The 25,456-nt window shown below is 72.2% G+C and carries 25 protein-coding genes and 1 riboswitch; of the genes, 12 read left to right on the top strand and 13 right to left on the bottom strand.

Annotated elements, in window-relative coordinates:
• Positions 1-140 precede the first annotated feature (140 nt).
• Complete coding sequence (locus tag ACWFR1_RS18340) at positions 141-506, bottom strand: Rv2175c family DNA-binding protein (protein WP_453552296.1); 366 nt, start codon at positions 504-506, stop codon at positions 141-143.
• A 53-nt stretch (positions 507-559) separates the two neighbouring features.
• The gene (locus ACWFR1_RS18335) at positions 560-1,783 is read right to left on the bottom strand and encodes an NAD(P)/FAD-dependent oxidoreductase (protein ID WP_453552294.1); all 1,224 of its coding nucleotides are present in this window, start codon (positions 1,781-1,783) and stop codon (positions 560-562) included.
• A 93-nt stretch (positions 1,784-1,876) separates the two neighbouring features.
• Positions 1,877-1,989, top strand: a riboswitch (TPP riboswitch).
• On the opposite strand from ACWFR1_RS18335, the gene ACWFR1_RS18330 reads away from it, so the two are divergent.
• The 6 genes from ACWFR1_RS18330 (at position 1,987) to ACWFR1_RS18305 (ending at position 7,884) form a co-directional block, all read left to right on the top strand.
• Positions 1,987-3,342, top strand: coding sequence for an FAD-dependent oxidoreductase (locus tag ACWFR1_RS18330; protein WP_453552292.1), 1,356 nt, complete (start codon positions 1,987-1,989; stop codon positions 3,340-3,342). (Overlaps the previous riboswitch by 3 nt.)
• Positions 3,339-3,539, top strand: a complete 201-nt coding sequence (thiS, locus tag ACWFR1_RS18325; RefSeq protein ID WP_125750571.1) for a sulfur carrier protein ThiS — start codon at positions 3,339-3,341, stop codon at positions 3,537-3,539. The genes ACWFR1_RS18330 and thiS overlap by 4 nt, the downstream gene beginning before the upstream one ends.
• 5 nt (positions 3,540-3,544) lie before the next feature.
• Complete coding sequence (locus ACWFR1_RS18320) at positions 3,545-4,339, top strand: thiazole synthase (RefSeq protein WP_453552290.1); 795 nt, start codon at positions 3,545-3,547, stop codon at positions 4,337-4,339.
• A gap of 100 nt (positions 4,340-4,439) precedes the next feature.
• Entirely contained in the window at positions 4,440-6,368 is a 1,929-nt protein-coding gene (gene pknB, locus ACWFR1_RS18315; protein ID WP_453552288.1) for a Stk1 family PASTA domain-containing Ser/Thr kinase, read from the top strand.
• 6 nt (positions 6,369-6,374) lie between these two features.
• The gene (locus tag ACWFR1_RS18310) at positions 6,375-7,226 is read left to right on the top strand and encodes a deoxyribonuclease IV (RefSeq protein ID WP_453552286.1); all 852 of its coding nucleotides are present in this window, start codon (positions 6,375-6,377) and stop codon (positions 7,224-7,226) included.
• Between the two features lie 91 nt (positions 7,227-7,317).
• Positions 7,318-7,884: a DUF4396 domain-containing protein gene (locus tag ACWFR1_RS18305; protein WP_453552284.1), complete on the top strand. Its 567-nt coding sequence runs from the start codon at positions 7,318-7,320 to the stop codon at positions 7,882-7,884.
• 38 nt (positions 7,885-7,922) lie between these two features.
• Here the strand turns inward: ACWFR1_RS18305 and ACWFR1_RS18300 are convergent, their stop codons facing one another.
• Positions 7,923-8,573 carry a sulfite oxidase-like oxidoreductase gene (locus ACWFR1_RS18300; protein ID WP_453552282.1) on the bottom strand — a complete coding sequence of 217 codons (651 nt, stop codon included), beginning with the start codon at positions 8,571-8,573 and terminating at the stop codon, positions 7,923-7,925.
• Between the two features lie 184 nt (positions 8,574-8,757).
• Between ACWFR1_RS18300 and bfr the strand changes: the two genes are divergently transcribed.
• Positions 8,758-9,234, top strand: coding sequence for a bacterioferritin (gene bfr, locus ACWFR1_RS18295; RefSeq protein ID WP_024755581.1), 477 nt, complete (start codon positions 8,758-8,760; stop codon positions 9,232-9,234).
• Between the two features lie 22 nt (positions 9,235-9,256).
• On the opposite strand, the gene ACWFR1_RS18290 is transcribed toward bfr, so the two are convergent.
• Positions 9,257-9,511, bottom strand: coding sequence for a (2Fe-2S)-binding protein (locus tag ACWFR1_RS18290; protein WP_453552279.1), 255 nt, complete (start codon positions 9,509-9,511; stop codon positions 9,257-9,259).
• Between the two features lie 134 nt (positions 9,512-9,645).
• Entirely contained in the window at positions 9,646-10,992 is a 1,347-nt protein-coding gene (locus tag ACWFR1_RS18285; RefSeq protein WP_453552383.1) for a class II 3-deoxy-7-phosphoheptulonate synthase, read from the bottom strand.
• 162 nt (positions 10,993-11,154) lie between these two features.
• On the opposite strand from ACWFR1_RS18285, the gene ACWFR1_RS18280 reads away from it, so the two are divergent.
• From ACWFR1_RS18280 to ACWFR1_RS18270, 3 genes are all read left to right on the top strand, one after another.
• Positions 11,155-13,983 (top strand): N-acetylmuramoyl-L-alanine amidase, encoded by a 2,829-nt coding sequence (locus ACWFR1_RS18280; protein WP_453552277.1) that lies wholly within the window; start codon positions 11,155-11,157, stop codon positions 13,981-13,983.
• Between the two features lie 106 nt (positions 13,984-14,089).
• Entirely contained in the window at positions 14,090-14,146 is a 57-nt protein-coding gene (locus ACWFR1_RS18275) for a trp operon leader peptide (protein ID WP_071892416.1), read from the top strand.
• A gap of 110 nt (positions 14,147-14,256) precedes the next feature.
• Positions 14,257-16,131, top strand: coding sequence for an anthranilate synthase family protein (locus tag ACWFR1_RS18270; RefSeq protein ID WP_453552276.1), 1,875 nt, complete (start codon positions 14,257-14,259; stop codon positions 16,129-16,131).
• Here ACWFR1_RS18270 and ACWFR1_RS18265 read toward each other — a convergent pair.
• The 4 genes from ACWFR1_RS18265 to ACWFR1_RS18250 all read right to left on the bottom strand — a co-directional run bounded on the left by ACWFR1_RS18265 (position 16,128) and on the right by ACWFR1_RS18250 (position 20,016).
• The gene (locus ACWFR1_RS18265; protein ID WP_453552274.1) at positions 16,128-17,132 is read right to left on the bottom strand and encodes a 2-hydroxyacid dehydrogenase; all 1,005 of its coding nucleotides are present in this window, start codon (positions 17,130-17,132) and stop codon (positions 16,128-16,130) included. The two genes, ACWFR1_RS18270 and ACWFR1_RS18265, sit on opposite strands and share 4 nt — an antisense overlap.
• 125 nt (positions 17,133-17,257) lie before the next feature.
• Positions 17,258-17,944, bottom strand: a complete 687-nt coding sequence (locus ACWFR1_RS18260; protein WP_453552272.1) for a response regulator — start codon at positions 17,942-17,944, stop codon at positions 17,258-17,260.
• Positions 17,941-19,155: a MacS family sensor histidine kinase gene (macS, locus tag ACWFR1_RS18255; RefSeq protein ID WP_453552270.1), complete on the bottom strand. Its 1,215-nt coding sequence runs from the start codon at positions 19,153-19,155 to the stop codon at positions 17,941-17,943. The genes ACWFR1_RS18260 and macS overlap by 4 nt, the downstream gene beginning before the upstream one ends.
• A 129-nt stretch (positions 19,156-19,284) precedes the next feature.
• Complete coding sequence (locus ACWFR1_RS18250; protein WP_453552268.1) at positions 19,285-20,016, bottom strand: lysophospholipid acyltransferase family protein; 732 nt, start codon at positions 20,014-20,016, stop codon at positions 19,285-19,287.
• Positions 20,017-20,193: 177 nt separating this feature from the next.
• Between ACWFR1_RS18250 and ACWFR1_RS18245 the strand changes: the two genes are divergently transcribed.
• Together ACWFR1_RS18245 and ACWFR1_RS18240 are read left to right on the top strand one after the other, a co-directional pair.
• Entirely contained in the window at positions 20,194-20,976 is a 783-nt protein-coding gene (locus ACWFR1_RS18245) for an alpha/beta hydrolase (protein WP_453552266.1), read from the top strand.
• The gene (locus tag ACWFR1_RS18240; protein WP_453552264.1) at positions 20,969-21,727 is read left to right on the top strand and encodes a hypothetical protein; all 759 of its coding nucleotides are present in this window, start codon (positions 20,969-20,971) and stop codon (positions 21,725-21,727) included. Before ACWFR1_RS18245 ends, ACWFR1_RS18240 begins: the two co-directional genes overlap by 8 nt.
• 17 nt (positions 21,728-21,744) lie before the next feature.
• Here ACWFR1_RS18240 and ACWFR1_RS18235 read toward each other — a convergent pair whose 3' ends face one another.
• The 4 genes from ACWFR1_RS18235 to ACWFR1_RS18220 all read right to left on the bottom strand — a co-directional run bounded on the left by ACWFR1_RS18235 (position 21,745) and on the right by ACWFR1_RS18220 (position 25,334).
• Positions 21,745-22,488 carry an endonuclease/exonuclease/phosphatase family protein gene (locus ACWFR1_RS18235; RefSeq protein ID WP_453552263.1) on the bottom strand — a complete coding sequence of 248 codons (744 nt, stop codon included), beginning with the start codon at positions 22,486-22,488 and terminating at the stop codon, positions 21,745-21,747.
• A gap of 77 nt (positions 22,489-22,565) precedes the next feature.
• Positions 22,566-23,507: an ROK family glucokinase gene (locus ACWFR1_RS18230; RefSeq protein ID WP_453552261.1), complete on the bottom strand. Its 942-nt coding sequence runs from the start codon at positions 23,505-23,507 to the stop codon at positions 22,566-22,568.
• A 133-nt stretch (positions 23,508-23,640) separates the two neighbouring features.
• Positions 23,641-24,138, bottom strand: coding sequence for a DUF5304 domain-containing protein (locus tag ACWFR1_RS18225; protein ID WP_453552259.1), 498 nt, complete (start codon positions 24,136-24,138; stop codon positions 23,641-23,643).
• 41 nt (positions 24,139-24,179) lie between these two features.
• Complete coding sequence (locus ACWFR1_RS18220; RefSeq protein WP_453552257.1) at positions 24,180-25,334, bottom strand: ArsA-related P-loop ATPase; 1,155 nt, start codon at positions 25,332-25,334, stop codon at positions 24,180-24,182.
• Positions 25,335-25,456 lie beyond the last annotated feature (122 nt).

Raw genomic sequence — 25,456 nt, 5'->3', positions numbered from 1 at the left:
TCGGGGGGGGGGGGGGCGGGGGGGGCGGGGGGGGGGGGGGGGGGGGGGGCCGGCGGGGGGGGGGGGGGGGGGGGGGGCGGGGGGGGGGGGGGGCGCCCCCCCCCCGACACCCGCTGCTGGTGTCTTCGGTGGTGCGGGCGTCAGAGGGCGAGCGCCTGGGCGCGGCGCTTCACCTCCGTGCCGCGGTTCTCGTTGAGCGCCTGGGCGGGCGTGCCCGGCAGGCTCTCGTCCGGAGTGAACAGCCACTCCAGCATCTCCTCGTCGGTGAAGCCGTCGTCCCGCAGGACGGTCAGGAGCCCGACGAGGCCCTTGACGATGGCGTCGCCCTGGATGAAGGCGGCGGGAATCTGCAGGGCGTTGTTCGCTCCACGGCGCACGGCGATGAGCTGACCTTCCTTGATCAGCTGCCGCACGCGCGTCACCTCGACATCGAGCATCTCCGCGATGTCGGGCACGTAGAGCCAGGCGGGGACGAGCGCATCGATCTTTACGTCAATCTCGGTCACAGGACAAGCCTGCCATCCCGGACCGACAGTCGGTACTCGGGCCCTCGCCCGGCCTATCGGACCGCCGCTTTCAGGGGTACGGACGGGTCCGCGGCGCGCTCCGGGTCGACCGGGGTGGCGGCCTCGATGAGCTTGCGGCCCTGGGCCAGGTCGCGGGGGCGGCCGACGGCGAGGAGGGCCACCGGGACCCCGGCGCGCAGCCAGAGCACGGACCAGGTGTCGTCCGCCGGGTCGCCGCGCCACAGGAGCTCGTCGGCGTCCGCGTGGTGTCCGGCGTACTGCACGAAGCGGCCGAACTGCTCGGACCAGAAGTACGGCACCGGGTCGTACGGGCCGGTCTCGGCTCCGGTGATCGTCGCGGCGACCGTGCGCGGGCCCTGGAGGGCGTTGTCCCAGTGGTGGACGAGGAGGCGCTCGCCGTAGCGGGCGGAGGGGTAGGAGGCGCAGTCGCCGACGGCGTACACGTCGGGCAGGGAGGTGCGCAGCCGGTCGTCGGCCGTGACGGCGCCGCTCGGGTCGAGGGCGATGCCGGAGCCGGCGAGCCAGTCGGTGGCGGGGCGGGCGCCGATGCCGACGACGACGGCGTCGGCGGGCAGCTCGCGACCGTCGGCGAGGACGACCCGGCCGGGGGTGTCGGGTTCGACGGTGCGCACGCGCGCGTGGGTGAGGAGTTCGGCGCCGTGCGCCCCGTACCAGTCGGCCATGGGGGCGGCGACCTCGGCGGGCAGGGCCCCGGCGAGGGGGCGCTCGGCCGCCTCGACGACGGTGACGGCGCAGCCCGCCTCGCGCGCGGCGGTGGCGAACTCGGCGCCGATCCAGCCCGCGCCGACGACCACGACGGAGTGGCGGCGCTCCAGGACGGGGCCGAGGCGCACGGCGTCGTCGAGGGTGCGGAGCAGGTGGACCCCGGGGACGCCCTCGGTGCCGGGCAGGGTGACCGGGTGAGCGCCGGTGGCGACGACGAGGACGTCGTACGGGACGGGCCCGGCCTCGGTGTCGACCTCGTGGTCGGCGGCGCGCAGTCCGGTGACGTCGAGGCCGAGGCGCAGCTCGACGTCCAGGGCCTCGAAGTCGACGTCGAAGGCGGAGTCCTCGGCCTTGCCGAGGAGGATCGCCTTGGAGAGCGGGGGCCGGTCGTAGGGCTGGTGGGGCTCGGCCCCGATGAGGGTGACGGGGCCGGTGAAGCCCTGTTCGCGCAGGGCCACGGCGGTCTGCACACCCGCCATCCCGGCACCGACGATCACAACCTGCTGCTGGGCCTGCTTCTGCTCGCTCACCCGACCACCTTACGCATCTGACGGACCGTCAGGAAGGCAGGGGTGCGGCGTCCCCTGTGGGGCGCGTCGGGGCTGCGGCTAGTCTGGCGGGCGTAAAGCACTCGCGGGAGCCCGGACGCACCGGGCTGAGAGGGAGGCTGGCCGGCCTCCGACCGTACGAACCTGATCCGGGTCATGCCGGCGAAGGGAGGGGCTGGACGCCCATGCGTTCTTCCGATGTCCTCGTGGTCGGGGGCGGCATCATCGGCCTGGTCACGGCCTGGCGGGCCGCGCAGCGCGGGCTGCGCACGGCCGTGGTCGACCCGGATCCGGGCGGCGGGGCCGCGCGGGTCGCGGCCGGGATGCTCGCCGCCGTCACCGAGCTCCACTACGGCGAGGAGACCCTGCTGGGTCTCAACCTCGCCTCCGCCGCGCGCTATCCCGCCTTCGTGGCCGAGCTGGAGGAGTCCACCGGCCACGACGTGGGCTACCGCGCCTGCGGCACCCTCGCCGTGGCCCTCGACGCCGACGACCGGGCCCATCTGCGCGAACTCCACGCCCTCCAGACCCGCTGCGGCCTCACCTCCGAGTGGCTGAGCGGGCGCGAGTGCCGCCGTCTGGAGCCGATGCTCGCCCCCGGGGTGCGCGGTGGGCTGCGCGTGGACGGCGACCACCAGGTCGACCCGCGCCGGCTGGCCGCCGCGCTCCTCGTCGCCTGCGAACGGGCCGGGGTCGTCTTCCACCGGGCCCTCGCCGAGCGCCTGACGGTGGTACGGGACCGGGCCCGCGGAGTCGTCCTCGCGGGCGGCGGACCGGGCGGCGCCTCGGCCGGTGCTTCGGGCGGCGCTTCGGGCGGCGGACCGGGCGGCGCCTCGGCCGGTGCTTCGGGCGGTGGTCCGGGCGGTGGTCCGGGCGGCGCCTCGGCCGGTGCTTCGGGCGGCGCCTCGGCCGGCGCTTCGGGCGGCGGACCAGGCAGCAGTCCCGCCGGCTCCTCGGCCGGCGTCGAGCTGACGGCCGACCAAATCGTCCTGGCCGCGGGCAGCCTGAGCGGGCGGCTCGCGGGCGTGCCGGACGAGGTCCTGCCGCCGGTCCGCCCCGTGAAGGGCCAGGTCCTACGGCTGCGCGTGCCCGCGCCGTACGCCCCCTTCCTCTCCCGTACCGTTCGGGCCGTCGTCCGCGGCAGCCACGTCTACCTCGTGCCGCGCGAGAACGGCGAGCTCGTCGTCGGCGCCACCAGCGAGGAGCTCGGCTGGGACACGACGGTGACGGCGGGCGGGGTGTACGAGCTGCTGCGCGACGCCCACGACCTCGTCCCTGGCATCACCGAACTGCCGCTCACCGAGACGCTGGCCGGACTGCGCCCCGCGTCCCCGGACAACGCTCCGCTGCTCGGCCCCAGCGCCCTGCCCGGCCTGCACCTGGCGACCGGCCACTACCGCAACGGGGTGCTGCTCACCCCCGTCACCGGCGACGTCATGGCCGAGGCGCTCACCACGGGCACCCTCCCCGACGAGGCGCGCCCCTTCACCCCCCGGCGTTTTTCCCGTACTTCTCCCGTACGACAGGAGCAGCCCGCATGAACGTGTCCGTGAACGGAGAACCCCGCGAGCTCACCGGTCCCGTCTCCCTCGGCGCGCTCGTCGCGACCCTGAGCACGGCCCCGACCGGAGTGGCCGCGGCCGTCAACGAAGCGGTCGTCCCGCGCAGCGAGTGGGCGGCGACGCTGCTCGGCGAGGGCGACCGGGTGGAAGTCCTGACCGCGGTGCAGGGAGGCTGAGCGCGATGTCCGACGACGTGTTCACCCTCGGCGGTACGGAGTTCTCCTCGCGTCTGATCATGGGCACCGGCGGCGCGCCGAGCCTCGACGTCCTGGAGCGCTCGCTGATCGCCAGTGGCACCGAGCTGACCACCGTCGCGATGCGGCGGCTCGACCCGACGGTCCAGGGCTCGGTCCTCTCCGTCCTGGAGCGCCTCGGCATCCGGGTCCTGCCCAACACCGCGGGCTGCTTCACGGCGGGCGAGGCGGTCTTGACGGCCCGGCTCGCCCGGGAGGCGCTCGGCACCGACTGGATCAAGCTGGAGGTCGTCGCCGACGAGCGGACGCTGCTGCCGGACGGGGTGGAGCTCCTCGACGCGGCCGAGACGCTGGTCGACGAGGGCTTCACCGTCCTGCCGTACACGAACGACGACCCGGTCCTCGCACGGAAGCTGGAGGACGTGGGGTGCGCGGCGATCATGCCGCTCGGCTCCCCGATCGGCTCGGGGCTCGGCATCCGCAACCCGCACAACTTCGAGCTGATCGTGGAGCGGGCGGGGGTGCCGGTGATCCTGGACGCCGGTGCGGGCACCGCGTCGGACGCGGCGCTCGCGATGGAGCTGGGGTGCGCGGCGGTGATGCTGGCCTCGGCGGTGACGCGGGCGCAGGAGCCGGTGCTCATGGCGTCGGCGATGCGGCACGCGGTGGAGGCCGGCCGGCTCGCGCACCGGGCGGGCCGCATCCCCCGCCGCCACTTCGCGGAGGCCTCGTCCCCCGTGGAGGGCCGCCCGCACCTGGACCCGGAGCGCCCGGCGTTCTAGGGTCGTGCCCCGCCGAAGGGCTGCGGCGCTCGTCACAGCTGCGCTGCAGTACCGGGGCATCCGCGCGGGGGGCGTGTCCACGGCTCGTAGACTCGACGCCGTGGACACGACCCTTCAGGACCCCCTCGTCGGGCGGCTGCTCGACGGCCGCTACCGCGTCGACGCGCGCATCGCCGTCGGCGGGATGGCCACGGTCTACCGGGCCGTCGACACCCGCCTCGACCGCGTCCTCGCCCTCAAGGTGATGCACCCGGCCCTCGCGACGGACGCCGCTTTCGTCGAGCGGTTCATCCGCGAGGCGAAGTCCGTCGCCCGGCTCGCCCACCCGAACGTCGTCGGCGTCTTCGACCAGGGCGCCGAGGGCGCGTACGTCTATCTGGCGATGGAGTACGTCGCCGGCTGCACCCTCCGTGACGTCCTGCGCGAGCGCGGCGCCCTCGCGCCCCGCGCCGCGCTCGACATCCTGGAGCCGGTCCTCGCCGCGCTGGGCGCCGCGCACCGGGCCGGGTTCGTGCACCGGGACATGAAGCCGGAGAACGTCCTGATAGGGGACGACGGCCGGGTCAAGGTGGCCGATTTCGGTCTCGTCCGGGCCGTGGGCTCGGCGACCGCCACCACCGGCTCGGTCCTCGGCACGGTCTCGTACCTCGCGCCGGAGCAGATCGAGCACGGCACGGCCGACACCCGCGCCGACGTGTACGCCTGCGGTGTCGTGCTGTACGAGGTGCTGACCGGCGGCAAGCCCCACGCGGGCGACACCCCCGCCCAGGTCCTGTACCAGCACCTCCACACCGACGTGCCCGCCCCCTCCGCCACCGTCCCGGGGCTCGCCGTAGAGCTGGACGAGCTGGTCGCGGCCGCCACCGCCCGCAATCCCGAGGTCCGCCCGTACGACGCCGTCGCGCTGCTCGCCCTGCTCCGGGAGGCCCGCGCGCCCCTCTCCGACGAGCAGCTGGACGCCGTACCGCCGCAGGCGCGCTCCGAGGTCCGGGGCACCGCCGAGGACCGGACCAGCGTGATCGCCCGTGTCGTGCCGGCCGAGGCGGACGGGCAGCAGGCCCATCAGGTCCAGCACACGAACCGGCTGCCGGCCCCGGAACCGCCCCCCGCCGGCCGCGGGCGTGCTTCCCGCACGCCCCGCGCCCCCCGCGGTCCTCTTCTCGTCGTCCTCGGCGTCCTGCTCGCGCTCGGCATCGGCGCCGGTGTCTGGTACATCAATTCCGGCCAGTTCACCCGCGTCCCGGCCGTCCTCGGCCAGACCGAGGCCGTCGCGACCCAGCGGATCAAGGACGCCGGCCTGGACGTCGGCACGACGAAACGTGCCTTCAGCGAGGTGTACGAGCGCGGCGCGGTCATGGCCGTCGACCCGGCGCCCGGCGAGCGCGTCCGGGGCAACGTCACGGTCGTCCTCACGCTCTCCCGCGGTCCCGAGATCGTGAAGGTGCCCAACCTCAGGAACAAGCCGCTCGCCGAGGCCAAGCGGATGCTGCAGGCCGAGGGGCTGGCCCCCGGGGTGATCACCGAGGAGTTCAGCGACTCCGTCGCGCAGGGCGCCGTGATCGGCTCCGACCCCGAGCCCGGCACCGAGCGACGCCCCGACTCGGCCGTCGCGCTGGTGGTCAGCAAGGGCTCCCCGATCGACGTGCCCGACATGACCGGCGAGACCGTCGCCGACGCCACGGCCGCACTCAAGGAGGCCGGCCTCACCGTGCGGGTCGCGCCGGAGCGGGTCCACTCCCCCGAGGCCGCCGGCACGGTCGCCGCGCAGTCCCTCGCCGAGGGCAGCCGGGCCGCCGAGGGCGACACGATCACCCTCACCGTCTCCAAGGGACCAAAGCTGGTCGAGGTCCCGGACGTCACGGGCGAGACCACCGACGACGCCCGTACGGCGCTCGAGGACGCGGGATTCGAGGTGGAGGTCAAGAAGTCCTTCCCCTTCCTCGGCGACACCGTCGCGAGCCAGTCCGTGGACGGCGGCTCCACCGCCCCCGAGGGCTCCGTCGTCACCATCACGATCAAGGGACTCTAGAACCTCATGCGCAACCCCGTCGGCGGTCATGTCCCCGTGGCCGGTGGCCTCGCGACGACCGGCCTCGCCTACGCCCGCGTACTCGGCGCCGAGACCGTCCAGGTCTTCGTCGCCAATCCGCGCGGCTGGGCCACCCCGGTCGGCAATCCGGCCCAGGACGAGCGCTTCCGGGCGGAGTGCGAGGCCGAGTCGATCTCGGCCTGGGTCCACGCCCCGTACCTGATCAACTTCGGCTCCCACACCGAGGCCACCGTGGAGAAGTCGGTCGAGTCGCTGCGGCACTCGCTGCGCCGGGGCCGCGAGATCGGCGCGAAGGGCGTGGTCGTGCACACCGGCTCGGCGACCGCGGGCCGGCCGCGCGAGGTGGCCCTCGCGCAGGTGCGGGAGCGGATGAGGCCGCTCCTCGACGAGCTCACGCACGAGGACGACCCGTATCTGCTCCTGGAGTCGACGGCCGGGCAGGGCTTCTCGCTCTGCTCGCGCGCGGAGGACTTCGGTCCGTACTTCGACGCCCTCGACCACCACCCGAAGCTCGGCATCTGCCTCGACACCTGCCACATCTTCGCGGCGGGCCACGACCTCGCGGAGCCGGGCGGCGCGGTACGGACGCTCGACGAGCTGGTCGCGACCGTCGGCGAGGGCCGGCTGAAGCTCGTCCACGCCAACGACTCGAAGGACGTCGTGGGCGCCCACAAGGACCGGCACGCCAACATCGGCGCCGGTCACATCGGCGAGGACGCCTTCCGCGCGCTGCTGCGCCACCCGGCGACGGACGGCGTGCCGCTGATCATCGAGACCCCGGGCGGCACGGAGGGACACGTGGCCGACGTGGAGCTCCTCAAGAAGCTGCGCGGCTGATCCGGGGCCCGCATTTCCCGTTGAGGAATACCCCAGGGGGGTATACGGTTCTCGTAACGGCAGGAACCGCTACCCGGCCTTGGGGGCACCCATGGAACACGAAGCGCACACCCATCACGAGCACACCGCCCACGAGGGTCACGAGAACCACGCCGAGCACGCCAACCACACCCAGCACGTGAACCACAGCGAGCACCACGGACACCACCGCTCCGACGGCAAGGTCTCCTGGTCCATGGCCGCCAAGGCCACGCTGCACTGCCTCACCGGCTGCGCCATCGGCGAGGTGCTCGGCATGGTCATCGGCACGGCGCTCGGCTGGGGCAACATGCAGACGATGATCCTCGCGATCATCCTGGCGTTCTTCTTCGGCTACGCGCTCACCCTGCGCGGCATCCTGTCCGCCGGCGTCGACTTCAGGACGGCCTTCAAGGTCGCCCTCGCCGCCGACACCCTCTCCATCGCGGTCATGGAGATCATCGACAACGGCATCATCGCCCTCTGGCCCGGCGCCATGGACGCACACCTCGACGAGCCGTTCTTCTGGATCGTGCTCGCCATCGCGCTCGCCGCCGCCTTCGTGATCACCACGCCGGTGAACAAGTGGATGATCGGCCGCGGCAAGGGCCACGCGGTGGTCCACCAGTACCACCACTGAACCAACAGGACAGGACGGCCCCTCGGCGGTCCGGAGCGCTACAGCTCCGGGCCGTCGCCCGGTTCCTCCTGGTACGAGTACCGCTGCTCCGTCCACGGGTCACCGAGGTTGTGGTAGCCGCGCTCCTCCCAGAAGCCCCGGCGGTCGGCGGCCATGTACTCCACGCCCCGGACCCACTTGGGCCCCTTCCAGGCGTACAGATGCGGGACGACGAGCCGCAGCGGGAAGCCGTGCTCGGCGGTGAGCAGCTCGCCGCCCTTGTGGGTGGCGAAGATCGTGCGGTCCGCGGCGAAGTCGGAGAGCCGCATGTTGGCGCTGTAGCCGTACTCGGCCCAGACCATCACATGCGTGACCTGCGGCGCGGGCGGAGCCAGTTCGAGGATGGTCCGGGCGGGAACCCCACCCCATTCGGCCCCGAGCATGCTGAATTTCGTCACGCAGTGCAGATCGGCCACGACTGTGGAGAACGGCAGGGCCGAGAACTCCTCGTGGTTCCAGCACCGCTTGTCGCCGTCCGCCGTCGCGCCGAAGACGCGGAACTCCCAGCGCTCCGGCTTGAACTTGGGGACGGGGCCGTAGTGGGTGACCGGCCAGCCGCGCTGCAGCCGCTGACCCGGCGGAAGGTCCGGTGAACGATCCGGCTCCCCCGCTTCCCCTTTCCGGCGTTCTCCGCTCTCCGGCTGACCCATGCCATCCATGGTGACAGACGGCGAGGGGTGGTCATGACCAGCCAACCTCCCACCCGTCCGAGATTCGGGCAACTCCCACTAAGCCTGCACTTACTGGACGCCCCCCATTCGGGGTGCGAGGATGCGGCCATCCCGCCCAGTGACGACACAGACACGCAACGTGTCAGTGGAAGGAGCCTCTGCAATGCAGGGCGACCCCGAGGTCCTCGAGTTCCTCAACGAGCAGCTGACCGGCGAGCTGACGGCCATCAACCAGTACTGGCTGCACTACCGCATCCAGGACAACAAGGGGTGGACGAAGCTCGCCAAGTACACCCGCGAAGAGTCCATCGATGAGATGAAGCACGCGGACAAGATCACCGAGCGCATCCTGATGCTCGACGGTCTGCCGAACTACCAGCGGCTCTTCCATGTACGGGTCGGCCAGACCATCACCGAGATGTTCCAGGCGGACCGCCAGGTCGAGGTGGAGGCGATCGACCGCCTCAAGCGCGGGATCGAGGTCATGCGCGCCAAGGGGGACATCACGTCCGCCAACCTCTTCGAGGAGATCCTCGCCGACGAGGAGCACCACATCGACTACCTGGACACCCAGCTGGAGTTGATCGAGTCCCTGGGCGAGGCGCTCTACATCTCGACCCTGATCGAGCAGCCCAGCTGATCCCGGGCGCTCGGGCGGCCCCTCAGGCGGCCTCGGAGAGCCCCTCGGAGTCGACCGCCTCGGACGCCAGGGCCGGCATGCCCTGGTCGAGGAGTTCACGCCGGGGGCAGTTGCCGCGCCCGAGGATGGCCTGGATGCGACGGACACAGGAACCGCAGTCCGTTCCGGCCTTGCAGGCCGAGGCGATCTGGCGCGGCGTGCAGGCGCCCGCGTCCGCGTGCTCCTTGATGTGCTTCTCCGTGACACCGAAGCATGAGCAGACGTACACGCGGTTCACCTCCCGCCGAGATCGATAAGGCTAACCTAACCTTACCCGGCGGCCCGGAGCCTCAAAAGCCCTCGAGACGACGATGGGGCGCGGATCACATGGATCCGCGCCCCGTCGTCGTAGGTACCTACCGACTGATCACCTCACTGGTCGCGGTACATCTCCGCGACGAGGAAGGCCAGGTCGAGCGACTGGCTCCGGTTGAGGCGCGGGTCGCAGGCCGTCTCGTAGCGCTGGTGCAGGTCGTCGACGAAGATCTCGTCGCCGCCGCCCACGCACTCGGTGACGTCGTCACCGGTGAGCTCGACGTGGATGCCGCCCGGGTGGGTGCCGAGCTCCTTGTGGACCTCGAAGAAGCCCTTGACCTCGTCGAGCACGTCGTCGAAACGGCGCGTCTTGTGGCCTGAGGCGGCCTCGAAGGTGTTGCCGTGCATCGGGTCGGTGACCCAGGCGACGACCGCACCCGAGGCGGTGACCTTCTCGACGAGCTCGGGGAGCTTGTCGCGGACCTTGTCGGCGCCCATGCGGACGATGAAGGTCAGCCGGCCCGCCTCGCGCTCCGGGTCGAGCCGGTCGACGTACGTCAGCGCCTCGTCCACCGAGGTGGTCGGGCCCAGCTTGATGCCGATGGGGTTCGCGATCCGCGAGGCGAACTCGATGTGGGCGTGGTCGAGCTGGCGGGTGCGCTCACCGATCCAGACCATGTGGCCGGAGGTGTCGTACAGCTTGCCGGTGCGCGAGTCCGTACGGGTGAGGGCACCCTCGTAGTCGAGGAGCAGCGCCTCGTGGGAGGCGTAGAACTCGACGGCCTTGAACTCGGCCGGGTCGGTGCCGCAGGCCTTCATGAAGTTCAGCGCGTTGTCGATCTCCCGCGCCAGCTGCTCGTAGCGCTGGCCAGAGGGGGACGACTTCACGAAGTCCTGGTTCCAGGCGTGCACCTGGCGCAGGTCGGCGTAGCCGCCGGTGGTGAAGGCGCGCACCAGGTTGAGCGTGGAGGCGGAGGCGTTGTACATCCGCTTCAGGCGCTCGGGGTCCGGGATGCGGGACTTCTCGTCGAAGCCGAAGCCGTTGACCGAGTCGCCCCGGTACGTCGGCAGGGTCACGCCGTCGCGGGTCTCGGTGCCCTTGGAGCGGGGCTTCGAGTACTGGCCGGCGATACGGCCGACCTTCACCACGGGCACGGAGGCCGCGTAGGTGAGGACGGCGCTCATCTGGAGCAGCGTCTTGAGCTTGGCCCGGATGTGGTCGGCGGACACGGCGTCGAAGGCCTCGGCGCAGTCGCCGCCCTGGAGCAGGAACGCCTCGCCACGGGCGACGGCTCCCATCCGGGCGCGCAGCTGGTCACACTCGCCGGCGAAGACGAGCGGAGGATACGACTCGAGGTCCGCGATCACATCGCGCAGAGCCTCGGCATCGGGGTACTCGGGCTGCTGCGCCGCGGGCAGGTCTCGCCAGGTCGCCTTGGCGACGGCGTGGGTATCAGCGTTCACGGTCACACGGACCACAGTACGGGGTTCTTCGTCCTGTCTCGTCCCCCTGCCCAGTGGCTGAGACGCGCGCCCGAAATGTCCGCCGGCGATCTTCATGCCTTCGGGTGGTGTTACCCTCTGGCCCGTTTCACATGTTGACAGTCGAACCACACAGGGGTGGGCGTGACCCAGGGGCACCGCAGGGACCGCAAGAAGAAACGACTCATGTACGGAGCGGCGGCCGCGGTCGTCGCCACCGCCACGATCGGCACCATCGCGGTCGCCTCGCCGGGCCTCCTCGGCGCGGGCGAGGCCAAGCCGGCTGCTGGGAATTCTTCCCTCCAGTCGCAGTTCGCAAACGCGGCGGCGGAGTTCGATGTGCCGCAGAGCGTGCTGATGGCCGTGTCGTACCGCCAGACGCGGTGGGAGTCGCACGACGGTCTGCCGAGCGTCACCGGCGACTACAACGTCATGGGCCTGGCGAAGCTCGATGCCGAGGACGTCGAGGGCCACGACGAGCACATCGAGCACGCCGCCAACGGCACCGGCGACCCGGTGGTCGAGAAGAAGATCGACCAGAAGAAGCTGCTGGCTCCGCTGCCGGAGGAGACGGTCGACACCGACGACCCGAAGCTCCACACGCTGGACAAGGCGGCCGAGCTGATCGACAGCTCGACCGACGCCGTCCAGAAGGACACCAACGCCTCCATCCGGGCCGGTGCGGCGCTGCTCGCCGAGTACCAGAAGCAGGCCGGCGCCGAGCTGTCGGAGGAGCCGGGCGACTGGTACCCGGCCGTGGCCCGCTACAGCCAGTCCGAGGACCGCAAGGGCGCCGACCAGTTCGCGAAGCGCGTCTTCGAGTCGATCAAGACGGGCGAGGCCGAGATCACGGCGGACGGCGAGCGGGTCGTCCTGCCCGCCGACCCGACGGTCGATCCGGTCAAGCCGGCGAACGTCCCGCTGGCCGCGACGTCCACGGCCACGACGGCTGCGGTCGAGTGCCCGGCCGGTCTGGTCTGCACCTACGACTCCGCCGCCTACGTGCAGGACAAGGGCAACTTCAACATCGCGACCCGCGTCCCGTACGGCACCGGCGGCTTCGACATCCGCCAGATCGTCATCCATGACGTCGAGGGCACCCACGACGGCGCCGTGAGCGTCTTCAAGAACCCCGACAAGTGGGCCAGCGCCCACTACATCGTGCGCGCCGACGGCCGTGTCACGCAGATGGTCGAGACCAAGAACGAGGCGTTCCACGCCGGCAACAAGACCGTCAACATGCACTCGATCGGCATCGAGCACGAGGGCTACGCCATCAAGGGCGGCGGCGGCTGGTACAAGGAGTCGCAGTACGACTCCACCGCGGCGATGGTGAAGTACCTGGCCACCAAGTACAAGGTCCCGCTGACCCGCGAGCACATCATCGGCCACGACGAGGTGCCCGGTGTGGTCGACCAGTACGCGGCCGGCGTCCACTGGGATCCGGGCCCGTTCTGGGACTGGAACCGCTTCATGTCCAAGGTCGGCGCCCCGACCGGCGCCGGGGGCGCGGGCGGCCTGCTGACGACCGGCCAGACGGTCCGCGTGGTCCCGCCGTTCACCTCGGCGAACCAGCCTTCCCTGACGTACACGGAGCTGGTCAACGGTGTCGTGACGCGGAAGACCGCTCCCGCCCAGCCGACGAACTTCGGGTACCTCTACACGGAGCCGTCCACCTCGTCCGCCACGATCAAGGACGCCTACATCCCCAACGCCGTGTGGAACAGCGGCGACAACTGGGGCAACAAGGTCGTCGCGGGCGGTCAGTACGTCGTCGCGGGGACCTCCGGCAACTGGACCGCGATCTGGTACGGCTCGCTGAAGGCCTGGTTCTACAACCCCGGCGGACAGTTCACCTCCCTGGTGAGCACCGCGAAGACGGTGGTGAAGCCGGTCGGTACGACCCCGATCAAGGTCTACGGTCGCGCCTACCCCAACCGCGAGGCCTACACCGGCACGGGCGTCCCCGTCCAGGACGTCCCCGAGAAGGGCATCAAGAACGAAGACCCGCTGACCCGGTACACGATCCCCGCGGGCCAGGCGTACGTCGCCGCGGGCGCCGAGGTCGCCGGTGACTACTACTCCAGCGCGTACAACACGGACGGAACCCGTGTCGAGGGGACGACCAAGTTCATCCCCATCCACTACAACCACCGACTCGCGTGGGTGAAGTCCGCGGACGTGCAGGTGGTCGCCGCCACGGCTCCCGTCCGCACCGACAACCGCTACAACCTGCTCGCCCGTGACACCGCCGGTGTCCTGTGGCAGTACCAGGGCACCGGCAGCCTCCCCGGGGCGTTCCTGACCCGGTACCGGATCAGCGCCGGGTGGAACACGTACAACATCGTGTCCCCGATGACCGCGATGCGGGCGGACGGGACCGGGGACCTCGTGGCGCGGGACACCACGGGCGTCGCGTGGTACATCCCGGGCAGCGGGAACCCGTCCTCGCCGTTCAAGACCAGGATCCAGATCGGCCCGGGCTACCAGATCTACGACCGCATGGTGGGCGTCCGCGACATCACCGGTGACGGCAAGCCCGACATGCTGGCGCGCGAGAAGTCGGGCGCCCTCTGGCTCTTCAAGGGCACCGGCAACCCCTCCACCCCCTTCTACGGGCGGGTGAAGGCCGGCGTCGGCTGGTACATCTACAACGAGATCGTCAGCGTCGGCGACCTGACCGGTGACGGCAAGCCCGACGTGATGGCGCGCGAGCCCTCCGGCGCCATGTGGCTCTTCCGGGGCAACGCCACGAGCACGCTCTTCCAGAGCCGCCTCAAGGTCGGCAACGGCTACCAGACCTACAACAGCATGGTCGGCCCCAGCGACCTGAACCGTGACGGGAAGGTCGACTTCGTCGGCCGCGACACCACGGGAATGCTGTGGACGCTGCCGGGCTCCCACACGAGCGCGCTGTTCACCCCGCGTACGCAGGTGGGCGGCGGCTGGCAGATGTACAGCATGATCTTCTGATCGGATTCGTCCGATCGCTCCTCGGGGCCCGGCCCGCACCGTCCACGGTGTGGACCGGGCCCCGTTTCCGTGGCCCGCCGGGTTCCCGCTGGGCTACAGTGCTCGCATGTTCGCGCCGCAGATCCAGAACTGGTGGTGGACCGCTCATCCGGCGGCCCACTGATCGCGCGTACACCGACTGACACGCGAAGGCCGCCCGAGGGGCGGCCTTTTCTCGTACCCGGGCCGTTCCCCTCCTCTCCGCACTCCTCCCGGAAGGAACCGACCCGCCCCATGGACCTCTCTCGCCTCTTCGACGACTCCTGCCCGCCCTTCGCCCTGCTGCGCAGGCGCACCCCCGGCCGTGACCACGACACCGTGGAGGTGCTGGTCGGCCGGGTCCACGAGGCCGAGCGCCTCGCCGAGCTGCCCGTCGGCCCCCTGCCGACGCTCGCGCTCGTGCCCTTCCGGCAGATCCGGGAGCGCGGCTTCGACGTGCGGGACGACGGCACCCCGCTCTCGGTGCTCGTCGCGGACGAGTCGTACGAGCTGCCGCTCACGGAGGCGCTCGCCCAGCTGCCCACGCACGACGTGACCGTCGAGGGCGGCCGGTTCGACGTCTCGGACGAGGAGTACGCCGGGACCGTGCGGCGGGTCATCGACGAGGAGATCGGTTCCGGCGAGGGCGCGAACTTCGTCATCCGGCGCACCTACACCGGCGAGATCCCGGGCTTCGGCCGGGCCGACGCGCTCGCCCTGTTCCGGCGGCTCCTCGCGGGCGAGCGGGGCGCGTACTGGACGTTCGTCGTCCACACCGGTGACCGGACGCTCGTCGGGGCGAGCCCCGAGGTGCACGTGCGGATGACGGGCGGCACGGTCGTGATGAACCCGATCAGCGGCACGTACCGCTACCCGGCCGGCGCCGCCCCGACCCCGGAGGACCTGCTGGCCTTCCTCGCCGACCGCAAGGAGACCGAGGAGCTCTCCATGGTGGTGGACGAGGAGCTCAAGATGATGTGCACGGTGGGCGACATGGGAGGGGTCGTGATCGGCCCCCGTCTGAAGGAGATGGCCCATCTCGCGCACACCGAGTACGAGTTGCGGGGGCGCTCCAGCCTCGACGTGCGGGAGGTGCTGCGGGAGACGATGTTCGCCGCGACCGTGACCGGCTCGCCGGTGCAGAACGCCTGCCGGGTGATCGAACGTCACGAGGCGGGCGGGCGCGGGTACTACGCGGGGGCGCTCGCCCTGCTCGGCACGGACGAGAGCGGCGCGCAGACCCTGGACTCGCCCATTCTGATCCGTACGGCGGACATCGCCGGTGACGGAAGGCTGCGGGTCCCGGTCGGCGCGACGCTCGTCCGGCACTCCGACCCCGTCGGCGAGGTCGCCGAGACCCACGCCAAGGCGGCCGGGGTGCTCACCGCGCTCGGCGTGCGGGAGGGCCGTCCGGCCGCGGACCCGGCAGTCGCGGCCCCGGCGCGTCTGGCCGACGATCCGCGCGTGCGGGCCGCCCTGGACGCCCGGCGGGCCGATCTCGCGCCGTTCTGGCTGAGGATGCAGGTGAGGTCGGCGGAGCTGTCCGGCCACGCGCTGGTGATCGACGCCGAGGACACCTTCACGGCGATGCTCGCGCACGTCCTGCGCTCCTCGGGCCTGGACGTGTCGGTGCTCCGCTACGACGAGCCGGGGCTGCGGGAGCTGGCGCTCGCCCACGAGGGGCCGGTCGTGCTCGGCCCCGGCCCGGGCGATCCGGCGGACGCCGCCGACCCGAAGATGCGCTTCCTGCGCGGTCTGACGGCGGAGCTGGTGCGGGACCACCGGCACGGTCTGCTCGGGGTGTGCCTGGGGCACGAGCTGATCGCCGCCGAACTGGGCCTGGAGATCGTCCGCAAGCGGACCCCGTTCCAGGGGGCCCAGGTGCGGATCGACCTCTTCGGGCAGGAGCGGACGGTCGGCTTCTACAACAGCTTCACGGCCCGCTGCGACGACCGGGCGGCGGCCGAGCTCGCCCTGCACCGGATCGAGGTCAGCCGGGACGTGGAGACGGACGAGGTCCACGCGCTGCGCGGACCGGGCTTCGCCGGGGTGCAGTTCCACCCCGAGTCGGTGCTGACGATGGAGGGGGCCGCGCTGACGGCCTCGCTGCTCGCCGGAGTGCTCGTCTAGGGGGTCTGGACCCTGGGTACCAGGACGTTCTCGCTGCGCCGCCCGGCGGTGTAGTCGAGGACGTTCCGGACCGTGGTGTCGATGATCTGGCTGACGGCGTCGACCGTGTAGTACGCCTGGTGGGAGGTGACCACCACGTTCGGGAAGGTGACGAGGCGGGCCAGGGTGTCGTCCTCGACGATCTCCAGGGACTTGTCGAGGAAGAAGAGCCCGGCTTCCGCCTCGTACACGTCCAGGCCGACACCGGTGAAGCGGCCGGTCCTGAGCTCGGCGACCAGGGCCTCGGTGTCGATGAGACCGCCGCGGCTGGAGTTCACCAGGATCGCGTCGTCCTTCATCGTCCTGAGGGCGTCGGCGTCGATGAGGTGATGGGTGGACGGGAGCAGCGGCACGTGCAGGCTGATGAGGTCGGCCTCGGCGAAGAGCCGCTCCTTGTCCACGTACTCCATGCCCAGCGCGAGGCAGACCGGGTTCTCGGCGACGTCCCAGCCGAGCAGGTTCATGCCGAAGCCCTCGGCGATCCGGGTGAAGGCCTCGCCGATCTTGCCGGTGCCGAGGACGCCGACGGTACGGCCCCTCAGGTCACGGCCCATCAGTCCGTCGAGGCGGAAGTCGAAGTCGCGGGTCCGGTTGGAGGCGCGGACGATCCGGCGGTTGACGGCCATCGCGAGCGTCCAGGCGAACTCGGCGACGGAGTAGGGGGAGTAGTACGAGACCCGGGCGACGGTGAGGCCGAGGCGCTCGGCGACCTCCAGGTCGATGTTGTTGAAGCCCGTGGAGCGCTGGGCGATCATCTGGGTGCCGCCGGCGGCGAGGGTCTGCAGGACCTTGTGGTCGAGGATGGCGTTGACGCTGGTGGAGACGATCTCGTACCCGGCGGCGATCGGCGCGGTGTCCTCGGTGAGGAACACGTCCAGGCAGCGGATGTCGTGGTGCCCCTCGAAGGCCGTCTCGATCAGGGGCTTCTCGTCCGCCTGCACGCCGAATGCCAGGATTTCCACGGGTTTCCCCTCGAAAAGATCGTGAAACGGTGATGGGCCGCGTATGCGCGAACATCGCGAATATACGGCCCCTCACCTCACCGCGCCCGGCACCGACGGGCCTCAGGCAGCCCGCCGGACACCGCCTAGGCGTCGTCGAGGCCGCGCTCGATGGCGTACCGGACGAGCTCCACGCGGTTGTGGAGCTGGAGCTTGCCCAGCGTGTTCTGCACGTGGTTCTGGACGGTGCGGTGCGAGATCACCAGGCGCTCGGCGATCTGCTTGTAGCTGAGACCCTTGGCGACGAGCCGCAGGACCTCGGTCTCGCGCTCGGTCAGCTGCGGGGCCTTCGGCTCGTCCCCGCCGGCCGCCGGGGCGGGCTCGGAGGCCAGCCTGCGGTACTCGCCGAGGACCAGGCCGGCGAGGCCGGGGGTGAAGACGGGGTCGCCGCCGGCCGTCCGCCGCACGGCGTCGATGAGCTCCTCCGTACTGGCCGACTTGAGGAGATAGCCGGTGGCGCCGGACTTGACCGCCTCCAGGACGTCGGCGTGCTCGCCGCTCGCCGAGAGGACGAGGACCCGCAGCGCCGGATGCGCGCCGACGAGCTCCTTGCAGACCTGGACACCCGGCTTGACCGGCAGGTTCAGGTCGAGGACGAGGACGTCGGGGCAGGCCGCCGTGGCCCGGCGCACGGCCTGCTCGCCGTCGCCCGCCGTGGCGACCACGTCGAAGCCCGCCTCCGCGAGGTCGCGGGCGACCGCGTCCCGCCACATCGGATGGTCGTCGACGACCATCACCCTGATCCGCTGCCGGTCCGTCTGCTGCTCGCTCATCTTTCCTGTCCTGCCTTCCCCCGTGGAACCTTCAACTCGACTTCCGTGCCCTGCCCCGGGACCGAGATCAGCTCGGCCGAGCCGCCCAGGTCCCGCAGTCTGCCCCGGATGGAGAGGGCGACGCCCATCCGGCCCTCGCCCTCGGCCTGCGCGAGGCGGCCCTCCGGGATGCCGGGCCCGTCGTCCCGGACGGTGACGATCACCTCGTCGGGCCAGTCCTCGACCAGGATCCAGGCCTGGGCGTCCTCCCCCGCGTGCACCCGGACGTTGTCCAGGGCGGCGCCGACGGCGGCGGCCAGTTCGCGGGCGGCCGGCGGCGGCAGCACGACCGGCGCGCCCGGCTCGGAGAGGGTGACCCGGGCCCCGGCGCGCGGGGCGAGAAGGAGGCGCAGATCGACGGGCGTGTCGTCGTCGGACTCGTCGTCCACCTCGACGACCCGGACCACGGCCCCCTCGGACTCGTCCTCCGAGACCAGGCTGGGCCGGGTGAGTCCGCCCGCGACGAGCGTACGGAGCGCGACCTCCTGCTCCCCCGCCATCCGGCCGAGCTCGGCCGCCTCACCGCCCAGCGCGGTGCCGCGCCGCTGCACCATCGCGAGGACCTGGAGGACGCTGTCGTGGATGTCCCGGGCGAGGCGCTCCCGCTCCCGGGTCGCGGCCTCGATCTCCAGGGCGCGGGCGAGGGTGCGCTCGGAGGCGCGGGCCACCTCGACGACGTATCCGATGGCGATGGAGGCCACCCAGACGAGCAGCACGTTGTGGAAGGTGTCCCGGCTGGGGTGGCCGCGCTCGACGATGTTGGCGACGGCGACCAGGGAGGAGGCGACGCCGGCCCAGCGCCAGCCGCCCTTGATGGCGAACGCGAGGACGGAACCCGCGGTCCATATCGACGGCAGGGTGGGGCCGTCGACCGACTGGGCGTGGGCGTCGGCGAGCGGGGTGAGCAGGATGCCGACGAGGGCGACGGTGAGGTCGACGCCGAGGAAGCGCTTGGTGCAGCTGGCCGCGTTCGCCACTCTGGGGAGGGTCGCGAGGGTCCAGACGCACATCACCGCCAGATAGGCGACCGCGATCCAGGGCCGCTCGTACCGCTCCCGCCCGAAGGCGAACAGCAGGACGGCGTAGGTCATCGTCAGGACTCGGTAGCCGGTCAGCGCCCGCCACAACGGCTGCTCGACCGACATGCGCACGACACGCTCGCGCTTGGCCATCTCCCCCACCCACCCCGGACACCCCCAGGGGGTGCCATGTGCCATGCCCGGTCCCGTACCGCTCCGCTGACGTGCCCGGCGCTCCACTGACGCGCCTACCTGTCCGGCATACGCGCCTGCCCGCTCCGCTTACGCGCCGGACTCTTCCCGCGCGGCGATCTCGGCCTTGACGGCCTCCTTGGCCGCCTTCTCCGCGTCCGCGATCTGCCGCTTGGCGGCGGTCGCGTAGACGTCGACGTACTCCTGGCCGGACAGCTTCATGATCTCGTACATGACCTCGTCGGTCACCGAGCGGAGGATGAAGCGGTCCCCCTCCATGCCCTGGTAGCGGGTGAAGTCCAGTGGCTTGCCGATCCGGATCCCCGGACGCATCAGCTTGGGGACGACCTTGCCGGGCGGCTGGATCTTCTCCGTGTCGATCATGGCGACCGGGATCACAGGCGCGCCGGTGGCCAGGGCCACCCGCGCCAGACCGCCGGGCTTGCCCCGGTAGAGACGGCCGTCGGGCGAACGGGTGCCCTCGGGGTAGATCCCGAAGAGCCCGCCCTTCTCGACGACCTCGATACCGGCCCTGATCGCCGCCTCGCCGGCGCCGCGGGCACCCGAACGGTCGACGGGGAGCTGGCCGACGCCCTTGAAGAAGGCGGCGGTGAGCTTGCCCTTGACTCCCGGGGAGGTGAAGTACTCCGCCTTGGCGATGAACGTGACCTTGCGGTCGAGGACGGCCGGGAGGAAGAAGGAGTCGGAGAAGGAGAGGTGGTTGCTCGCCAGGATCGCGGGACCCTCGGCCGGAATGTTCTCCAAACCCTCGACCCAGGGCCGGAAGGCGAGCTTCAGGGACCCTCCGATGGAGAACTTCATTGCGCCGTAGATCAACTCGCCATGCCTTCCGTGTGCCGTGGCGACGACTTTAACCCGTACCGGCCTACGGCCCCCGCTACGGCCCTGGTCGGTGTCGGTCCGGTCGCGTACCGTGAAGGTCCTTCCCCATTTTCCGTCGCTTCGGCGCACCCGAAGTCGAACGAACAGGAGACCCCGGTGCCGGTCCTTCCCGGAGCCGAGCCGTACCGCCACGAAGGCGGAGAGGTCGGCGTCCTTCTCTGTCACGGATTCACCGGTTCCCCGCAGTCGATGCGCCCGTGGGCCGAGTATCTGGCCGGCCGCGGGCTCACCGTCTCGCTGCCATTGCTGCCCGGCCACGGCACCCGCTGGGAGGACCTCCAGCTCACCACGTGGCACGACTGGTACGCGGAGGTGGACCGGGCCCTGCGCGAGCTCCTGGAGCGGTGCGAGACCGTCTTCGTCATGGGGCTCTCCATGGGCGGGGCGCTCACGCTGCGGCTGGCCGCGCAGCACGGTGCCGCGGTGCGCGGCATCGTCCTCGTCAACCCGGGCAACAAGGTGCACGGCCTGGCGGCGCACGCGCTGCCCGTCGCCCGGCATGTGGTCCGCACGACGAGCGGCATCGCGAGCGACATCGCCAAGGAGGGCGTGAAGGAGGTCGGCTACGACCGGGTGCCGCTGCACGCCGCGCACTCGCTGCGCCAGTTCTTCCGTACCGTGGACGCGGAGCTCCCGCAGGTCACACAGCCGCTGGTGGTGCTGCACAGCCCGCAGGACCACGTGGTGCCGCCGGCCGACTCCGCCCGGGTCCTGAGCCGCGTTTCCTCGACGGACGTCCGGGAGATCCTGCTGGAACAGAGCTACCACGTCGCGACGTTGGACCATGACGCGGAGCGGATCTTCGACGAGAGCTGGGCGTTCGTCGAGCGTCTCGCCCCGAGTCCGGTCGACGGGAAGAGGAGCAGCAGCGGTGGCTGACCAGCAGGACGGCGGCGAGCGGGAGCCGCAGCCCATCGACGAGGAAGCGGCCTGGGCCGCGATCGTCGCCGGGTACGGGGACGAGCCCGCGGATCCCCCGGGGGCGCGGCCGTACCGGCCGATCGAGAACCTCGCACTGCCCGAACCGGAGGACGAGCCCGCGACGCCGGGCACCACGACGGGAACGGGCACCGGCATCGGCAGCACGGGCGCGGGCCCCAAGGCCGGGACCGGGCCGGGGGGCGCCGCCGGCTCGGGAGCCGGCTCGGAGGCGGCTTCCGGAGCCGACTCCGGTACGGAGGCGGACGGCGGGCCCAAAACGGACACCGGGTCCGCGGCGGACGCCGAGGACTCCGCCGACGGCGACCGGAGGCCGGAGGCCGGTGCGGAGAAGCCCGCGCTGGGCAGCTCCGTCGTCTTCGCGCCCGGCGTACGGCCGAGCGGCCCCCGGGACTACTCCCCGGCGGAGCCGGAGGAGGGCCCGGACGGTACCGGGGAGGGCCACTTCGTCCCGCCGGAGCCCCCGCCGCTGCCGGAGGCGGACGCGACGACCAAGTTCGCCTGGCTCGGCGTGGTCGGCGGTCCGGTGCTGATGCTGGTGGCCGTCCTTCTCCAGTGGGACATGACCTGGTGGCTGACGACGCTCTGCGTGGGCGGCTTCCTGGGCGGCTTCGCGACCCTCGTCGCGCGCATGAAGCACGACGACGATGACGACGGCTTCGGCGACCCGGGCCGCGGGGCGGTCGTGTAGTTCCCTCGTTCCGCACGCTACGCAGCAGGCACACGGACCGCCGCCAGTACGGGCAGGTGGTCCGTGGCCGTTCTCAGGTCCGTGGGGTCGAGGTGCGGCGGGACCCCGCAGCCGAGGAACTCGATGCCCGGCGTGGCCAGGATCGCGTCGATGCGCTGGTGCGGGTCGGCGGGGGTGGAGGTGTACTCGCCGCCCCAGGGGCTCACCGCCCAGCCGTCCCGGAGCTCCGTCGCGAGCCGGGTGAAGGCGGGGCCGTCGGGCCGTTCGTTGAGGTCTCCGGCCACGAGGACGTGCGGGGTGCCCAGCGCGGCGACGCGGTCGAGGACCAGGCCGGCCTGGGCGTACCGCTCGTCCTCCCGCAGGCTCAGGTGGCAGCTGATCAGCCCGGCCCTGGCCCCGCCGAAGCGGACGACGGCGGTCGCGAGGCCGCGGCGGTGCAGGCCGGGGGTGAGGGGAAGCAGCACGTCCTCGGTGCGTTCCACGGTGGCCCGCAGGGAGCAGAGCAGCATCGGTCCGGCCGCGGTGGCACCGCCGCTCAGCATGACGAGCTCGCTCTTGGCGGCGAGCCGGGCGGCGTGCTTGCGCCAGCGGAAGAAGCGCGGGGCCTCCTGGACGAAGACGAGGTCCGGGGCGCAGGCGCGGATCACCCGGGCGAGGGCGTCCTCGTCGTCGCGCATCGAGCGGACGTTGTAGCTCAGGACCCGGAGGACGGCCGAACCGTCCGCCTCGGTGAGGGAGTTGGGCAGCTCGCTGATCGCCATGCCGGCCAACATACGACGACCGCCCGCCGTGTCCCAGAGGGCGCGGCGGGCGGTCGTCGTATGCCTTCGTACGGGTGTCAGCCCTGGCGGGCCAGGTCCGCCGCGCCGACCAGGCCGGCCTTGTTGCCGAGCTGTGCCGCGAGGACCTGGGCGTGCGGACGCCACTGGCCGCCGATCAGCCAGCGCCGGAAGGACTTCCGGATCGGGTCCAGGACGAGGTCGCCCTCGTCCGAGACGCCGCCGCCGACGATGAACGCCGAGGGGTCGAAGAGCGAGGCCAGGTCGGCGAGACCGGCGCCCGCCCAGCGGGCCAGCTCACGGAACGAGTCGACGGCGACCGGGTCGCCGGCGCGGGCGGCCTGACTGACGTGCTTGCCCTCGATGCCCTCGGGGGTGCCGTCGCCGAGGCTCAGCAGGACCTCCGCGCGCTCCGGGGTGGCGTTGGCGCGCTGCTTGGCGTACCGGACGAGCGCGCGCCCGGAGGCGTACTGCTCCCAGCAGCCCTGGCTGCCGCAGCCGCACAGCAGTCCGTCCGGGACGACCCGGATGTGGCCGAACTCGGCGGCCACGCCGAAGCGTCCGCGGCGCAGCTTGTTGCCGATGATGATGCCGCCGCCGAGGCCGGTGCCGAGAGTGATGCAGATGACGTCCTCGTGGCCCTGGCCCGCGCCGAACTTGTACTCGCCCCAGGCCGCCGCGTTGGCGTCGTTCTCGACGACGACGGGGAGGCCGACGCGCTGCTCGACCTTGTCCTTCAGCGGCTCGTGCCGCCAGTCGATGTTCGGTGCGAAGAGGACGGTGGCACGCTTGTCGTCGACGTAGCCCGCGGCACCGATGCCCACGGCCTCGATCGAGTGGCCCTTGCCCGCCTCGGAGACCGCGGCGCTGATCGCGTCGACGATGCCTTCGGGGGTCGGCGGGGTGGGCACCTTGTGCGTGTCGAGGATGTTGCCCTCCTCGTCGACCACGCCGGCCGCGATCTTCGTGCCGCCGATGTCGACGCCGATGGTGAGTCCCATGTGTCCCTCAGTTTTCGGTCGAGCCCCGCTACGGCCCACCGTACCCGAGGGGAGGGGTCCTCCCGATCAGTCCCGATCAGTCGGTGCCGATCAGTCAGCCCCGATCAGCGGGTACGGATCAGCGAGTCCTCGATCAGTCGAGGTCGATGTGCTGGCCCGTGCCGGGCCCCTCGTCGTCGCGGCGCGGCTCGTCCTTGCCGTCACGGTCCTCGCCGTCGCGGCCGTCGGCGGCCTCGGTGTCGGCCTCGCGGCGCGGGTCGTCCTCGGCGACGGTCCCGCCGCGGGTCCAGCGGGTCTCGTGGCCCTCGACGGCGGAGCGGTAGGCGGCGAGCAGCTCGGTTCCGGCGGCGGCGAGGTGGTCGAAGACCTGCGGGTTGCGCTCGATGACGGGCTCGACGACGGCCTTCGCCTGGTTGACGACCTGCTTGACGGTCTCACCGCTGATGCCGCCGAGTCCGCCGAGCAGCGGGCCTCCGAGTCCCCCGGCGACCTTGTCGGCGACGGCGTCGAAGAGCTTGCGCAGCTCCTCGGCGGCCGAGCCGGGCTCGGCCCCGCGCTCCGCACGGCGGCGGGCCTTCTCCGCCTCCAGGTCCTCGGCGCACGCCTTGGCCCAGGCGTCCGAATCGCTCATGGCGTACTCCTCACAGGCTGGTACTTCGACGGTACACGCCCTCAGGGGGTCCGCGGCCAGAGTCCCGGGTCCGGTGTGAAGCGCACCCCGAGGTCCCCTTCGACGAGCCCCGCGCCGGTCACGGTGCAGCGGCGCAGGACGGACGGCAGGGGCAGGTGGCGGCGGAAGGGGCCGACGGTCAGGAGCAGTTCGTCGCCGCGGCGGACGAGGGCGAGCTCCTCCTTGACGGCGCCGGGCAGCGGGATGTGCCAGACGAGGACGCCGTCCTTCTCCCGGCGGTCCTCGACCTCGCGTCCGGGTACGGGGACGAGGGGGGCGGGCGCCGGGAGGGGCGCCAGGAGCGCGAGGTCCTCGGCTCCGCGCGGGTCGCGGCCGAGATGCGGCAGCTCGTGGACGACGCCCGCGGCGGTACGGAGCTCCGCCAGGTGCCGGTGCTGCTGGGTGGTGAGTCCGGCGAGCCAGGGGTCCTCGGAGTCGGCGGGGAGCAGCCGGTTGGCGACGACGGCGTCGAGGGCGAGGCCCTGGAGGGCGAGGCCGAGCCGGGCGGTGCGCAGGGCGTCGACGGCGGCCGGGCCGGGTTCGAGGACGAGGCGGACGCGGGTGGTGGGGGCGTCGGCGACGGCCTGGGCGGCGGCGAGCTCGGCCTCCCAGCGGGCGGTGGTCTCGTACAGCCACTGCGCGGGCATGGGGACCCCGGCGAGCTGGGCGAGCATCGGGCGCAGGGCGCGGGCGGCCTGCCGTTCGGGGGGCAGGAGGCGGCGCAGGTAGCGGCGGAGCTGCTCGGGCAGGGCGAGGAGGGCGAGGGCCTCGGGGAGCGGGGGGAGGTCGACGACGGCGAGGTCGTGGTCGCCGTGCGCGGCGTCGCGCAGGGCCCTCAGCAGGGCGAACTGGCGGCTGCCGGGGAGCTCGGTGAGCTCGGCGTCCTCGAGGGGGGCGGCGCCGAGGAGGTCGAGGGCGGCGCCGGAGCGGGCCTGGAGGGCGAGGAACTCGCGGCGGAAGTCCGCGGCGGGGTCGGGGCGCAGGACGCGAAGACCGCCGCCGCCCGGAAGCGGGTCCGGAAGCGGCCCGGCGAGCGGATCCGCCGCCTCGGAGACGAGCAGGACCCGGCGCCCCGCCCGCGCCTCGGCGAGGGCGGTCGCGGCGGCGACGGTGGTACGGCCGGCGCCGCCGAGGCCGGTGACAAGGATGATCCGCATGCGGAGGACGTTACCGCCGCCCGACCAGGGCCTGTCCGGCGGTCAGGGCCCCGGCCATGATCCGCCGGACAGGCTCCAGGGGTGTGCCGGCGGTCAGGCCGGCCCGACCGGCCGCGGACCCC

The sequence above is a fragment of the Streptomyces sp. NPDC055103 genome (assembly GCF_053607625.1).
The sequence above is the reverse complement of the archived record's forward strand: the minus strand, read 5'-3'. Positions and strand labels throughout refer to the sequence as shown.